Origin of the sequence: Clostridium sp. Marseille-P299 (assembly GCF_900078195.1) — a bacterium.
Classification (GTDB): Bacteria; Bacillota; Clostridia; order Lachnospirales; family Lachnospiraceae; genus Lachnoclostridium.
This window is the reverse complement of sequence record NZ_FJVE01000007.1, coordinates 1,561,993-1,576,242: the sequence shown is the minus strand read 5'-3', so window position 1 is coordinate 1,576,242 and position 14,250 is coordinate 1,561,993. Positions and strand designations below refer to the sequence as shown.

Annotated in this window: 11 protein-coding genes; all 11 read right to left on the bottom strand. The window is 33.1% G+C overall.

Features of this window, described 5'->3' with window-relative positions:
* Positions 1-5: 5 nt before the first annotated feature.
* Positions 6-1,226, bottom strand: coding sequence for a threonine ammonia-lyase (gene ilvA, locus BN4220_RS14745; RefSeq protein WP_066721055.1), 1,221 nt, complete (start codon positions 1,224-1,226; stop codon positions 6-8).
* A 94-nt stretch (positions 1,227-1,320) separates the two neighbouring features.
* On the bottom strand, positions 1,321-2,244 hold the full coding sequence (gene ftsY / locus BN4220_RS14740; RefSeq protein WP_066717954.1) for a signal recognition particle-docking protein FtsY: 924 nt from the start codon (positions 2,242-2,244) through the stop codon (positions 1,321-1,323).
* A 329-nt stretch (positions 2,245-2,573) separates the two neighbouring features.
* On the bottom strand, positions 2,574-6,131 hold the full coding sequence (smc, locus tag BN4220_RS14735; protein WP_066717952.1) for a chromosome segregation protein SMC: 3,558 nt from the start codon (positions 6,129-6,131) through the stop codon (positions 2,574-2,576).
* A gap of 23 nt (positions 6,132-6,154) precedes the next feature.
* Positions 6,155-6,871 carry a ribonuclease III gene (gene rnc, locus BN4220_RS14730; protein ID WP_066721051.1) on the bottom strand — a complete coding sequence of 239 codons (717 nt, stop codon included), beginning with the start codon at positions 6,869-6,871 and terminating at the stop codon, positions 6,155-6,157.
* Positions 6,872-7,019: 148 nt separating this feature from the next.
* On the bottom strand, positions 7,020-7,250 hold the full coding sequence (gene acpP / locus BN4220_RS14725; RefSeq protein WP_066717950.1) for an acyl carrier protein: 231 nt from the start codon (positions 7,248-7,250) through the stop codon (positions 7,020-7,022).
* Positions 7,251-7,286: 36 nt separating this feature from the next.
* Positions 7,287-8,309, bottom strand: a complete 1,023-nt coding sequence (gene plsX / locus BN4220_RS14720; protein WP_066717948.1) for a phosphate acyltransferase PlsX — start codon at positions 8,307-8,309, stop codon at positions 7,287-7,289.
* A gap of 237 nt (positions 8,310-8,546) precedes the next feature.
* A complete protein-coding gene (locus BN4220_RS14715) occupies positions 8,547-9,323 on the bottom strand; it encodes a CheR family methyltransferase (RefSeq protein WP_066717946.1) in 777 nt (258 codons plus the stop codon).
* A gap of 19 nt (positions 9,324-9,342) precedes the next feature.
* The gene (locus tag BN4220_RS14710) at positions 9,343-11,283 is read right to left on the bottom strand and encodes a bifunctional 4-hydroxy-3-methylbut-2-enyl diphosphate reductase/30S ribosomal protein S1 (RefSeq protein ID WP_066717943.1); all 1,941 of its coding nucleotides are present in this window, start codon (positions 11,281-11,283) and stop codon (positions 9,343-9,345) included.
* A gap of 33 nt (positions 11,284-11,316) precedes the next feature.
* Positions 11,317-11,997 carry a (d)CMP kinase gene (gene cmk, locus BN4220_RS14705; protein ID WP_066717940.1) on the bottom strand — a complete coding sequence of 227 codons (681 nt, stop codon included), beginning with the start codon at positions 11,995-11,997 and terminating at the stop codon, positions 11,317-11,319.
* Between the two features lie 79 nt (positions 11,998-12,076).
* Positions 12,077-13,354 carry an NAD(P)/FAD-dependent oxidoreductase gene (locus BN4220_RS14700; protein ID WP_066717937.1) on the bottom strand — a complete coding sequence of 426 codons (1,278 nt, stop codon included), beginning with the start codon at positions 13,352-13,354 and terminating at the stop codon, positions 12,077-12,079.
* Positions 13,355-13,522: 168 nt separating this feature from the next.
* Entirely contained in the window at positions 13,523-14,131 is a 609-nt protein-coding gene (locus tag BN4220_RS14695) for a GerMN domain-containing protein (protein WP_066717934.1), read from the bottom strand.
* Positions 14,132-14,250: the final 119 nt, after the last annotated feature.

Below are 14,250 nucleotides of genomic sequence, written 5' to 3'. Positions count from 1 at the left end.
TTATCTTAGATATATGTATTTTTTGGCTGTACGACTTTTGGACAATAGCCTTTATCTTTTAATGCTTTTACAATCGCATTTTTATGCTCATGTCCAAAGGCTTCCATAGTTATTATTAATTCTACAGCAGTGTTACGGTTTATACTTACAAACTGATTATGCTCTAGACGGATTACATTTCCTTTTTCTTTTGCAATCACACTTGCAACATTAACCAATTCACCCGGTTTATCAGGTAATTGAACCGATACAGTAAATACTCTACCACGTTCAATCAAACCATGTTGAACAACAGAGGACATTGTAATAACATCCATATTACCACCACTTAGGATTGAAACTACTTTCTTTCCTTTGCAATTTAAATGCTTTAATGCTGCTACTGTTAATAGACCAGAATTTTCTACAACCATTTTATGATTTTCCATCATATCTAAAAAGTTTACGATTAATTCTCTATCATCAACCGTAATAATATCATCTACATTTTTTTGAATGTATGGAAAGATCAAGTCTCCTGGTGTCTTAACGGCTGTACCATCTGCAATTGTATCAATATTTGGTAAGGTAAGCACATGTCCTTTTTTGATTGATTCTTGCATGCAATTAGCGCCTTTTGGCTCAACTCCAATTACTTTAATATTAGGATTTAGCAATTTAGCTAATGTGGATACACCAGCTAATAAACCGCCTCCACCAACTGGAGCAAGAATGATGTCTACCGTTGGAAGTTCTTTAATAATTTCCATTGCAATCGTTCCTTGTCCAGTAGCAACGACCTCATCATTAAACGGGTGTATAAAGGTATATCCTTTTTCTTTTGCTAAATCCATTGCATACTGACAAGCTTCATCATAGACATTTCCATATAAAACAACTTCAGCACCGTAGCTTTTCGTACGATTTACTTTGATAAGAGGAGTTGTTGTTGGCATAACAATGATCGCCTTTGCATTATACATCTTTGCAGCATAGGCAACACCTTGTGCATGATTTCCAGCAGATGCTGTAATCAGACCCTTATCTCGTTCCTCTTGGGTTAAAGTACTAATTTTATAATAAGCACCTCTCACCTTATATGCACCTGTAAATTGCATATTTTCAGGTTTTAAGTAAACCTTATTCCCAGTTATATCAGAAAAGTAATCACTGTATATTAATTTAGTACGATTGGTTACTTTTATGACTGCTTCACTTGCTTCTTCAAATTTTTCCAATGTCATCATGTTACTAGTCTCCTTACGTAAAAGTTTTAGAAAATAATCCTTTCCATCTCTTCCACAGGTAGCTAACAACTGCCTCTCGAATCAACAGAAGGCTTTATACGTTGAATAATGCATCTATAAAGTCATTTGGATTAAATTTTTGTAAATCATCAATATGTTCTCCAACTCCAATATATTTCACTGGAATCTTGAGCTCAGATTGAATTGCTATAGCAATACCACCTTTTGCAGTACCATCAAGTTTAGTTAAAACGATACCATCGATTTTAGCTACTTCATTAAACTGCTTTGCCTGAGCTAGGGCATTTTGACCTGTTGTTCCATCAAGTACTACCAATGTTTCACGGTAAGCTTCTGGATATTCTCTTTCAATTACACGGTCAATCTTTCTAAGCTCATCCATAAGATTCTTCTTATTGTGAAGACGTCCTGCAGTATCGCATAGTAAAATATCTATATTACGGGATTTTGCAGCATTTACAGCATCGTAAATAACTGCTGCTGGATCAGCTCCCTCTTTTTGAGCAATAATATCAACTTTAGCACGATTTGCCCATTCAGTTAACTGTTCAATTGCTGCTGCACGGAACGTATCTGCTGCTGCAACCATGACTTTTTTACCATCATCTTTTAATTGACCTGCTAACTTACCAACGGATGTTGTTTTACCTACACCATTTACACCGATCAATAAAACAACTGATTTTTTATCTTCAAAATCATACGCATCTTCCGTTAAACTCATCTGCTCTTTCATACTAGCTTTTAAAAGTTCACGGCATTCGCTTGGCTCTTTAATTTTATTTTCTTTTACTTTTGCCTTTAAATTTTCGATAATTGAAGTTGTAGCATTTATACCTAAATCGGCCATAATTAGGATTTCTTCTAATTCTTCGTAAAAATCATCGTCAATATTAGAAGCACCAGTAAAAATTGACTCAATTCCTGATACAATACTATCTCTTGTTTTCGTTAAACCTGATGCTAAACGACTAAAAAAACCTTTTTTCTCACCCATATTAAACCTCCATGTGTCTATCAATATATTTCAACAACAAAGGCACTTTAACGAATAATCTTTCTAAAAGGCTTGTTATTCACTACTTTGCCAATGTTGTTATTCTTTCGATAAAGCTATCGATATCATCGAAAAATACATATGGTTTTCCATCGCCACTTTAGCATGTTACTATATCATAGTCTTTTAAAACCCATATGTCAACCGTTACATCCTTATTATCTTCATTTTCTTAAAAAATAAAGATGTAAATTCCAAAACTTTACTAAAAAATAATCTATTTCCACCTTATATACTAGTAGCATCAAAAACCTTAGGATATAGATATACTACTTATCTAACTCACCCTCGATAAGGTTAACAGAAACAAGAGTGGAAACACCTTTTTCCTGCATTGTAATACCATACAAGATATCAGCTGCTGCCATCGTACCCCTTCTGTGAGTTATGATAATAAATTGTGTATCCTTCGTTAATTTGTGCAAGTAATTCGCATAACGCTTTACGTTGGAATCATCCAGCGCTGCTTCAATCTCATCCAGTAAGCAAAATGGAGATGGTTTTAAGTTTTGAATTGCAAAAAGTAAGGAAATCGCTGTTAAGGCCTTTTCACCACCAGATAACTGCATCATATTCTGAAGCTTCTTTCCTGGCGGTTGTGCTATAATTCGAATACCAGCTTCTAATATATCCTCATCTTCTGTTAATTCAAGTGTTCCTTTTCCTCCACCAAATAATTCCTTAAATACTAGATCAAACTGCGTACGAATTTCACTAAACTTTTCTTCGAATTGTTTACGCATTTCTATATCAAGTTCGTTTATAATTTCAATCAAACTTGCTTCCGCAGCCTCTAAATCTTCTTTTTGAGTTGTTAAGAATGTAAAACGCTCCGATAAATTCTTAAAATCTTCAATTGCATTTACGTTTACATCACCAAGATTTTTAATTATATTTTTTAATTCTTGGATTGCTTTTTTATAATTAAATGAATCCTCTAAACTATCATCTTTTAACTCATTTGCAGAAGAAACGGTTAATTCATATTCCTCCCACATATAGCTAATCTGACTATCTAATAACTCATTTACTTTTTCACCTTGATTTTGTAAGCGGAAGGACTCTTTATCCAGTTCATTCAATCGGTTAGAAAGTTCTTCTCTCTTTTGTAAAAAGGATTTATGATCTCTTGTCATACTTTCTTTTTGTTCTGTGTAGGATAAAATCATCTCTTCTGAGTGATTTAGCTCTGCTTGTTCAAAATCTTTTTTTGAAGTATTTTTATTTACAAGTTCTTCTCTCTCTAACTTAGCCTGCATTGACATCTTGGCATCTTCTCTTAGATTCGTTTCATCTTGTAATAATCGTTCTAAATCTTTTTTAACACGTTTTATATTTTCTAACGCATAATTACTACTTTGTTCTAAATTCGAAAACTCAACATGTAAAGCAACGGTTCCTTCATTGGCCTTTTGCTCGTTTTTATGTTCTTCTTCTAAGAGTTTATTGCATTCATCAATTCTTGCCTCTTTTGCTTTACTATAATTCATATTTTCAAGCAATTGAGTTTGCAAACGTTCCATTTGTTCCAATAAGTCGTGATTTTGTATCTCTAACTCTTTTAATTCCGAAGCAAATTCTAAATAGGTTTGCCTCATTACTTCCACCTTAGACTCTTCTTGGTTTAATTGAAGTTTAGCAGTATTTTGATTTACATATAATTCTTGTAAACGAACTTTATTGGCTTCTAAAGACTCACGCATGGACTTACGCTGTTCTCTAGCGATTTTAATATCCTGTTCCAGCTCTATCATCTGATTTTTTCGTTTTTGAATCGTTTGTTCTAACTCTTCGATTTCTCTTCGTCTACCTAAAAGATTACTTGAGTTTTTATATGCTCCACCAGATAAAGATCCACCTGGATTTAATTGTTCCCCTTCTAAGGTAACGATACGTAACGAATAATTGTACTTTCTAGCAATCGCCAGTGCATTATCAATTTGATCAACAACTAAAATTCGACCTAATAAAAACTGAACTAGATTTTTAAACTTGTCATCTACCTGTATTAAATCACTGGCAATGCCAATTGCTCCATTCTCTTTTAGTGCCTCTTTATTTGATAAAGTACTCCCCTTTATGCTTGTTAAAGGCAAGAATGTAGCACGTCCAAATTTATTCTTCTTTAAGTACTCAATCAGAGCCTTTGCAGTGCTCTCATCTTCCGTTACGATGTTTTGAATATTTCCACCAAGGGCTGTTTCCACCGCTGTTTCATATTCTTTTTCTACCTTAATGATATCAGCTACAACGCCTACGATTTTGTCGTTTTTTTCTTTTGCTTCCATGACACGACGAATACTCATACCATATCCATCATAGCGTTCTGTTAGATTTTTTAAGGATTCAAGTTTCGCTTGTTCTATCATATTCGCTTGTTGATTATCGTTAAACTCCTTAGATAGATTATCAATTCGAACCTGTTCTTTTCCAAGATTTTGTTCTAAGTCTTGATTCAGTGTTTGGATTGCAACTATGTCATTGGTTACACGTTGTAATTCTTCCCTACGTTCCTCAAGAACAATTTGAATCGTTGCTTCTTCACTTTTAGTTTTTAAAATCTTTTGATTGATTTCAGCTTTCTTAATATTATTCTGTTCATTAATCGTCTCATAACGTTGGATATTCGTTTTAATTGTGCCATTTTCGTTTAGAACTCTAAATATCTCATTATTGCATTCTTCAATCTCTTTGGTATATGCGATAATGCGCTCTTTGATTGCATTTAATGTTTCATTGGCCATAGCTTGCTTGTCATCAATTGCATCCAGTTTCTCATCAATTTCTTGTTTATCAATTGTATATTTATGTAGCTCCTGACGCTTAACTTCTATGTCCTTTTGTAAACTTGCAATTCTACTTTGGAATTGTTTATCATTTTGAATAATCGAAGCAATCTGTTCTTCTAAAACTTTAATTTCACCTTCGGTTTTTTCAATACTTAGACCAAGTTCGTTCTTTTTAGTGCGAACTTCTTCTAATACTGTATTCAGCTCTTCTAATTCCGATTCCAACTTTTCATATCTATTTTTTGTATTATCATATTCTTGTTTGGTTTGCTCTAGGTCGCCGGCAACAATCTCGAATTTATGATCGATTTCTTGTTTGACTTTATTATTTTTGTCATACTCTATTAAGAATTGATTTACCTCAAACTTTTTTAATTCTTCTTTTCGCTTTAAATATTCTCTTGCTACAATAGACTGCTTCTCCAATGGACCGATTTGCTTTTCTATTTCACTAATGATATCTGTAATACGAGATAAGTTTTGTCGTTCTTCTTCTAAGTTCTTTTCAGCAATCGCTTTTCTTTTCTTAAACTTAACAATACCAGCAGCTTCATCGAATAATTCTCTTCTCTCTTCTGGCTTACCACTTAAAATCTTATCAATCTGTCCTTGTCCAATGATAGAATACCCTTCTTTACCGATACCAGTATCTAGGAATAATTCTTGTACATCTTTTAATCTACAATGACTTCCATTAATCAAATATTCACTTTCACCAGAACGATAAACTCTTCTTGCAACAGTAACCTCATCATATTCAATTGGTAATTTATGATCTGAATTGTCTAGAGTGATTGCAACATATGCAAAACCTAAAGGTTTTCTCATCTCTGTTCCCGAGAAAATAACATCTTGCATATTGCTACCACGCAGCTGCTTTGCACTTTGTTCACCAAGTACCCAGCGAACTGCGTCTGCTACATTACTCTTACCACTACCATTTGGACCAACAATACCCGTAATACCATTGTGAAATTCAAATAAAATTTTATTTGCAAATGACTTAAATCCATGTACCTCAATACTTTTTAAATACATGCAATATCCTCTCTATAATTACGCTATTCTTTGTTCCCTGATACTCCCTTTTCTTTTTGCAATTTTAATATTGAACGATATGCAGCCTCTTGCTCTGCAGCTTTTTTCGTCTTTCCGATTCCTGTTTCTAATGCAGTGCTATCCATTTTTGCAAGTACTTTAAAAACCTTGTTATGATCTGGTCCTGTCTCCTCTAATAATTCATAACTTAATTGTTGTTTAAAGTCACTTTGAACAATTTCCTGCAAGATAGTCTTGCTATCAAAAAAGAGCTTTTTGTTATCAATATCTGCAAGTATATATTTGCTGATAAACTCTTTTGCATTAGCAAAACCACCATCTAGATAGATTGCTCCAATAATTGCTTCCATTCCATCGGAAAGTATTGAATCTCTATCTCTTCCTCCTGTAGCATCTTCACCTTTTCCTAAATAGATAAACTCACCAAGCCCAAGATCTCTTGCACACATAGCTAAAGTTGGCTCGCATACGAGACTCGCCCTAAGCTTTGTCAAATCTCCTTCTGGCATATTCTCATGGGTTTTATAAAGCCACTCACTTGTTGTAAGTTCCAGTACAGCATCACCTAAAAACTCTAATCGTTCATTATTTGCTAATTTATTTAATCGTTTTTCATTCGCAAAGGAACTATGAGTTAAAGCTTGACGTAGTAATCCTTTTTTCTGAAACGTATATCCAATTCTTCCTTCAAAGGTCTGTAACTTTTTGTTATTGATCATTTCAGCCAAAGATATCACCTCTCTTTAAAATATAATAGGGGCGATTGCAAAAATAGTAATCACTCACATTTTTGCAACACCCCTATTTGCAAGTTAGAAAGTGTTACAAGCTGCTACGTAAAAACGTATTGTAACACCCTTAGATACATTAGTTTAATGCATTCTTAATTTGTTCTACAGCATCTGCAACAGTAATGATATTTTCCGCTTCTTCATTCGCGATTTCAATATCGAATTCTTCTTCGATACCCATGATAATTTGGAAAATATCTAAGGAATCTGCTCCTAAATCATCCACAAATGTAGTATTCATTGTAATCTCATCTGCATCCACATTTAAAACTTCACTAATAATTTTTTGTAATTTTTCAAATTCCATACTATATATCACCTTTCTTTAATTCCTTGCAACTATTTAACGTTGCTCATTTTCTTCAAAGCTTATATTTTCTTTAATCTTTCCTGTTACGTCGCATTCTTTGAATGCTATGCTTTGAATAATAGAATTTTTAATTTCAACACTTTTAGAGCTTCCATGAGTTTTTATTACTAGACCATTTAAACCTAGTAATGGAGCTCCACCATACTTTGTTAAATCAAAGTCTTTTAGTGTTTTTTTCAATGCTGGTTTTGCTAACGCAGCTCCAATTGTACTAATTGGAGTACTTGTTAAGCCTTCTTTTATTTTCTTAACAAGTGCCATAGATAGACCTTCATATAGCTTTAGTATTACATTCCCAACAAATGCTTCACAGACAATAACATCTGCAGCTCCGTTTGGAATCTCTCTTGCTTCCACACTTCCTATAAAGTTAATATCTTTACAATTCCTTAGTAATGGATAGGTCTCTTTCACAAGCGCGTTACCTTTTTCTTCTTCTACTCCAATGTTTACAATTGCCACTCTTGGATTTTTTATTCCTACTATATTTTCCATATAGATAGAGCCCATTTTTGCAAATTGGACTAGATGGGAAGGTCTTGCATCAACATTAGCGCCACAATCCACCAATAATGAAACACCATTCATCGTAGGTATCAACGGAGCTAATGGAGGACGTTCTACGCCTTTAATTCTTCCTGCAATAAGTTGAGCGCCTACTAAAACGGCTCCTGTGCTACCTGCAGAAACAAAAGCATCAGCTTCTCCATTCTTAACTAAATTTAATGCAACAACGATTGAGGAATCTTTTTTACGGCGAATTGCCAAAACAGGTGCTTCGTCATTTGTTATTACCTCTGGGGCATGAACTACTTCAATACGATTTGAGTCGTAAGTGTATTTTTTTAGTTCACTCATAAGAACATCTTTTACGCCAACTAAAAAGACTTTAATATCGTCTCTTTCATTGACAGCTTCAACGGCACCCTTAACAATCTCAAGCGGAGCATTATCACCGCCCATTGCATCAACTGCAACTCGAACTGTATTTTGCATTTCCACCTTTCCTTTCCTTATCATTACCTATGTATCAATATAACCGATTGTTTTCAAAAAATCAACCATATTTTTAAAGAAATACATAGAAAAAGAAACACTTGATTTATGCTTGTTTATCCCTAATTTTTAGTTACAAAAATAACTTAAAAATTAACAGCAAAAAATGAAAAAATGGCAAATCTAAAAATAAATTACTTTAGATTCGCCATAATCGATACATCTATTCATTCCGATTTATATTTTTTTATAAAAGAAAGACTTACTAGATTTGTATCCCATATTTGATGGCTGTATTATCTGTTCGGTACTTCCAACAAATAATACACCATCTTGTTTTAAAGCTTGATTAAACTTATTATAAATCAAGTTCTTTGCTTCTTCGGTAAAATATATTAATACGTTTCTACAAACGATTAAATCAACACCTGAAGGATATGGATCTTTTAGTAAATTATGCTCTTTAAATTCAACACAAGCTTTAATACTATCAGATATCTGATATGTAGTGCTATTAATTTGAGTAAAATATTTTGATTTAAACTCTTTTGGCAATCCAGAAAGGCTTTTTTCATGATAGAAACCAGCCTTTGCCTTTTCAAGCACTTGCTTATCAATATCGGTTGCTAAAACTTTTATTTTATTTAACGGGAAAAATTTAGTTAGCAGCATGACCAACGAATATGGTTCATCACCTGTAGAACACGCTGCACTCCAAATTTTCAAATTACTACTTCTTGAAATAATAGCAGGTAGAATTTCTTTTTCAAGTATTTCCCATTGCTCTGGATTACGATAAAACTCAGATACATTAATAGTAATATAGCTTAGAAATTCGTCAAACATAATTTTATTACTTTTCAAAACTTCAACATATTCCTTATACGATGTAATCTTATATTTGGTAATCAAAGAATCAATGCGTCTTTTCATCTGACGTTCTTTATAATAGTTTAAATCTATCTTCGTCAGCTGCAATACTTTCTCTTTAAATAATTCATAGCTATCAATCATTCATTAGTACCCCATAAAATTACTCTTCAGTAGATGTAACCTCTTCTTCAACAGCTGGAGCTTCTAAAGCTTTTACGCTTAAGCTGATTTTTCTTTCATCGTTGTTAAAATCAACGATCTTAGCTGTGATTTCTTGACCAACTTTTAATACGTCAGCTGGTTTTTCGATGTGTTCCTTAGAGATTTGAGAAACATGTAATAATGCATCAACACCAGGAACTAATTCAATAAATGCACCGAAATCAGTCATACGAGCAACTTTTCCAGTTACTACATTACCTACTGCATATTTTTCAGCAGCGTTTACCCATGGATTTTCTTCTGGGAATTTAAGGCTAAGTGCAATTTTTTCTCCTTGAATATCTTTAATAAAAGCTTTTACAGTTTCACCAACTTTGAAAACTTTCTTAGGATTTTCAACACGTCCCCAAGACATTTCGGAAATATGAAGAAGACCATCTGCTCCACCTAAATCGATGAATGCACCGAAGTCTGTTACGTTCTTTACAGTACCTTCTACAACATCACCAACTTTGATTTTTGCAAATAATTCTTTTTGTAATTCTTGTTTCTTAGCAACTAATAATTGCTTACGATCACCGATTACTCTTCTTCTCTTAGGATTGAATTCGCTGATTACAAATTCAATTTCTTGATCTTTATACTTCTCTAAATTCTTTTCATAAGAATCAGATACTAAGCTAGCTGGGATGAAGATTCTTGCTTCATCAATAATTACACTTAAGCCACCGTCTAATACGTTAGCAACTTTAGCTTTTAATACTTCTTTATTGTTGAATGCTTCTTCTAATCTCTTGCTTCCTTTTTCTGCTGCAAGTCTCTTATAAGTTAATAACACTTGTCCATCGCCATCGTTTACTTTTAAAACTTTAGCTGTCATAGTGTCGCCTTCTTGCACAACGGTTCTAAGATCTACATTAGGTGTGTTGGTATATTCATTTCTTGTAATGATACCGTCTGACTTGTAACCTATATTTAACACGATTTCGTCTTCTTTAACACTAATGACTTTGCCTTCGACTACCTCTCCGTTGTGTATTGTTACTAAATTTTCCTCTGATAATAATTGTTCAAAACTCATTTCTGACATTGTGGTATGAACCTCCTTGATAATATTATTTGGGGTTGACGCCCCTGCGGTAATACCTACGCTACGAAAAGATTTAAAAAGTTTTAAATCCAGGTCACTAAGTGTCTGTATATAGTAAGTATTTTCACATTCTTTTTTTGAAATTTCGTAAAGCTTTCTAGTATTAGAACTCTGCTTTCCACCGATAACAATCATTGCGTCAGATTCTTTTGCAAGTTTACGCGCTTCAGTTTGGCGCTCCTCTGTCGCATTGCATATCGTATTTAAAACAAGTATATCATAACCCTTTTTCGAAATAATTTCAACTAATTCTTCAAAATTCTTGTAATTAAATGTCGTTTGAGCTACAATACACACTTTTTCACCTTTTGACAAACAAATTTTGTCTATATCATTAACATTTTCAATTATAATTGAACCATTATGGCTCCATCCTTTAATGCCAACGACTTCAGGGTGCTTTTCATCTCCGATAATTATGATTTTTCTTCCCAATGCACTTTGTTCTTCTACTATTTTATGAATTTTTAAAACAAAAGGACAAGTTGCATCAACAATTTCAAATTTCTTTTTTCCATTCTCATCGGTTTGATTCATGATATCATAAATTTCTTTTGACACCCCATGTGAACGTATAATTATTGTACCCCCAGACAGATTTTTCAATTCATCTATGGAATGAATCACTTGAACTCCAAGTTTGTTTAAATCATTGACTACTTCGTCATTATGAATAATGGGTCCAAATGTATACACTTGTTTACCTTCATTTACTTCTTTATATACCGTTTCTACAGCTCGCTTTACACCAAAGCAAAAACCTGCGGTATCTGCTAATGTTATATCCATTGAAATCTCCTATCTAAAATACGATTGATATTTTCATTCAATAACTTCAACGTTTTCCGAAAATAGACTTATAATTTTATCCGTTACTTCGTCTAATGTCATTTCAGAACTATCTACTAAAATAGCATCTTCTGCTTGACGTAATGGAGAAATGTCACGATTCATATCACGATAATCACGATCAATAATATCTGCTTCAATCTCATCAAAATTACAATCAATTCCTTTATCCATTAATTCATCGTATCTACGTTTTGCACGAATACTTGAACTTGCAGTTAAATATATTTTAAGATTCGCATTAGGAAGCACATGGGTAGCAATATCTCTACCATCCATTACGACATTCTCTTTTGCAGCTAATTTTCTTTGAAGCTCAACTAATTTGATTCGAACGTTAGGATTAATAGAACAATTGCTTGCCATTTTCCCTACTTCTTCTGCTCGAATGAATGCATTCACATTCTCATCCCCAAGTAAAACCTGCTGCTCACCATCCACGTATCGAATGGAAATATCAACTTCTTTGCATGCTTCTTCTAATTTTTCTTTTTCTGTTGGTTTTATGTTATTTCTTAAAAAATATAATGCCATGGCACGATACATAGCACCTGTATCTACATAGATATATCCTAATTGTTTCGCGATTCTTTTCGCAATTGTACTTTTTCCTGCACCAGATGGTCCATCAATTGCAATACTATAAAATCCCATAAGTCCTCCTGTTATGTCCTTATTTAATGCGATTTAACACTCATTTATGTTATAGCATTTCTACGTTATAACATTCCTTCTATGTTATTGCATTTCCTGCAGTAAAACCTGTTGACCATGCAATCTGAAGGTTATAACCGCCTGTCAATGCATCTACATCTAGAACTTCACCACAAAAATATAAGCCTTTGATTTTCTTTGATTCCATCGTTGAAGGATTGATTTCTTTTACTGATATACCACCTTTTGTTATAACCGCTTCATTATATCCTCCAAGTCGGCTGATATCGAACGTAAGATTTTTAATTAAATGAACAAGATTTAAACGTTCTTCCTTCGTTATTGCATTTACTTGCTTCTCAGGTGAAATACCGCTAAGAGTTATTATAACCCCAATTAATTTCTGTGGCAAGAGATGGTCAAGAGCATTTTTAAATTGTTTATTTATCATTTCTTCAAAATCTCTTAGTATTCTTGCATCTAATTGTTCATACGACAAAGCTGGTTTCAAATCAATTTTTAACTTCATTTCACAAAGATTTAGATATGGAATCAAGTAACTGCTAGCACTAAGTATAACAGGACCACTTACTCCAAAGTGTGTAAATAAAAGTTCTCCAAATGCTTCATATAACACTTTTCCTTCTTTTACTTTTTTAAGGTCTTTTGGCGAAACATTTGGTAACGGCTTATCAGCAGTTACCACTGCATTTATATTTCTTAAAGATAACCCCTGAAGATTTCTAATCCATTCCTCTTTTAAATGTATGGATACTAATGAAGGATTTAAGGATGTAACTGTATGTCCAGCATCCTTTGCAAAACGATAGCCATCTCCTGTAGAACCAGTAGAAGGATAAGAAAGTCCTCCTGTTGCAACGATAACAGCATCTGCATGTACAACTTCACCAGTACTTAACATAATTCCTGAAACATTTGTTTCATCATGTATTATCTTTTGAACTTCTGTTTTTAAGTGAGTGTTAACGGATAGTTTTTTCATCTCATTGGCCAATGCACTAATAACATCAGAAGAATGATCACTAACTGGAAATACACGATTTCCACGTTCCACTTTCGTTTTACACCCAGATTGATCAAAAAATTTAATTACATCATCATTTGTTAGATTATAAAATGCACTATAAAGAAATTTACGATTTGTAACTACATTTTCAAAAACGGTCTCCATATCCGATGCATTGGTAAGATTGCATCTTCCTTTTCCAGTAATATAAATTTTTTTACCTAGTTTTTCATTTTTCTCATATAAATGAACTTGATGTCCGTTTCTTGCTGCCGCAATTGCAGCCATCATACCAGCAGCTCCGCCACCAATTACGATTATTTTACTCATTTTTTAATACCTTTCATTACTATTTTTCATGTATATTCTTATCATATACATTTTTTATTTCAATTTCTATACCATTGAAAAAAGAAGCTGCCTTTCTTTTTGTAAGACAGCTTCGAATGTTTACAATATCTACAAAAGTTTAAACATACATTTACTATAGTAACAAATTTATTTCGATTTTTCCATATAAATATAATTTAAATCAAATGAATAATTGTCTGTTTGATAAGAATTGCCTAAAATACGAAAATTTACTTTCGTATAATCTTGTAAATTATCTAAAAGACTTTGTGCAATTGCATCTAAGATTGCAGTTTCAGCTTCTTTGCTAACATTTACAACTGGAGGTTTATCGTCTCGAAAACTTACGATAACCGTATCGTTATTTATAGTAACAGAATCAATTCCAATTACAAAAGATGCGTCTGCCATAGCATCTTCAACCATCTCTACTATTAAATTCGGCGTAATTTCAGTACTCTCTGGTACAAGTGCAGTGATTGCCTCTTTTTGAGTAGAACTCGCATTCATAGAATAGATAGAAATCTCTTTTGTTGCCATCATCGTTACGTTGGGTGTTGGAATTAAATCGTTATCATTTTCTTTTCGATTATCACTTTCAAAAAGGTCTGGTGTAATTTCTGCAACTCCTGTGGCCACACTACCATTAGTAATATCACCAGCATTATCTGTATTTACTTTATTTTTACAACCACTCAATAAAATTATACATAGAGTTAAAGTGGTTAACAGATATAAATTGCATTTATTCTTCATGTGCATATCTCCTTTATTCACCAACAAATCTTTGATTCCTTTTAACTTCCTTTAATTTTTCAAATAAGATAGCTAAAAATCAAAAATAACATTAGCTTCTCTACAATCATATCTGCTAA

Coding starts and splice junctions, on each gene's coding strand:
- ilvA (WP_066721055.1), bottom strand. CDS start 1,226: ATGATGACATTGGAAAAATTTGAAGAAGCAAGTGAAGCAGTCATAAAA.
- ftsY (WP_066717954.1), bottom strand. CDS start 2,244: ATGGGTGAGAAAAAAGGTTTTTTTAGTCGTTTAGCATCAGGTTTAACG.
- smc (WP_066717952.1), bottom strand. CDS start 6,131: ATGTATTTAAAAAGTATTGAGGTACATGGATTTAAGTCATTTGCAAAT.
- rnc (WP_066721051.1), bottom strand. CDS start 6,871: ATGATCAATAACAAAAAGTTACAGACCTTTGAAGGAAGAATTGGATAT.
- acpP (WP_066717950.1), bottom strand. CDS start 7,250: ATGGAATTTGAAAAATTACAAAAAATTATTAGTGAAGTTTTAAATGTG.
- plsX (WP_066717948.1), bottom strand. CDS start 8,309: ATGCAAAATACAGTTCGAGTTGCAGTTGATGCAATGGGCGGTGATAAT.
- BN4220_RS14715 (WP_066717946.1), bottom strand. CDS start 9,323: ATGATTGATAGCTATGAATTATTTAAAGAGAAAGTATTGCAGCTGACG.
- BN4220_RS14710 (WP_066717943.1), bottom strand. CDS start 11,283: ATGGATATAACATTAGCAGATACCGCAGGTTTTTGCTTTGGTGTAAAG.
- cmk (WP_066717940.1), bottom strand. CDS start 11,997: ATGGGATTTTATAGTATTGCAATTGATGGACCATCTGGTGCAGGAAAA.
- BN4220_RS14700 (WP_066717937.1), bottom strand. CDS start 13,354: ATGAGTAAAATAATCGTAATTGGTGGCGGAGCTGCTGGTATGATGGCT.
- BN4220_RS14695 (WP_066717934.1), bottom strand. CDS start 14,131: ATGAAGAATAAATGCAATTTATATCTGTTAACCACTTTAACTCTATGT.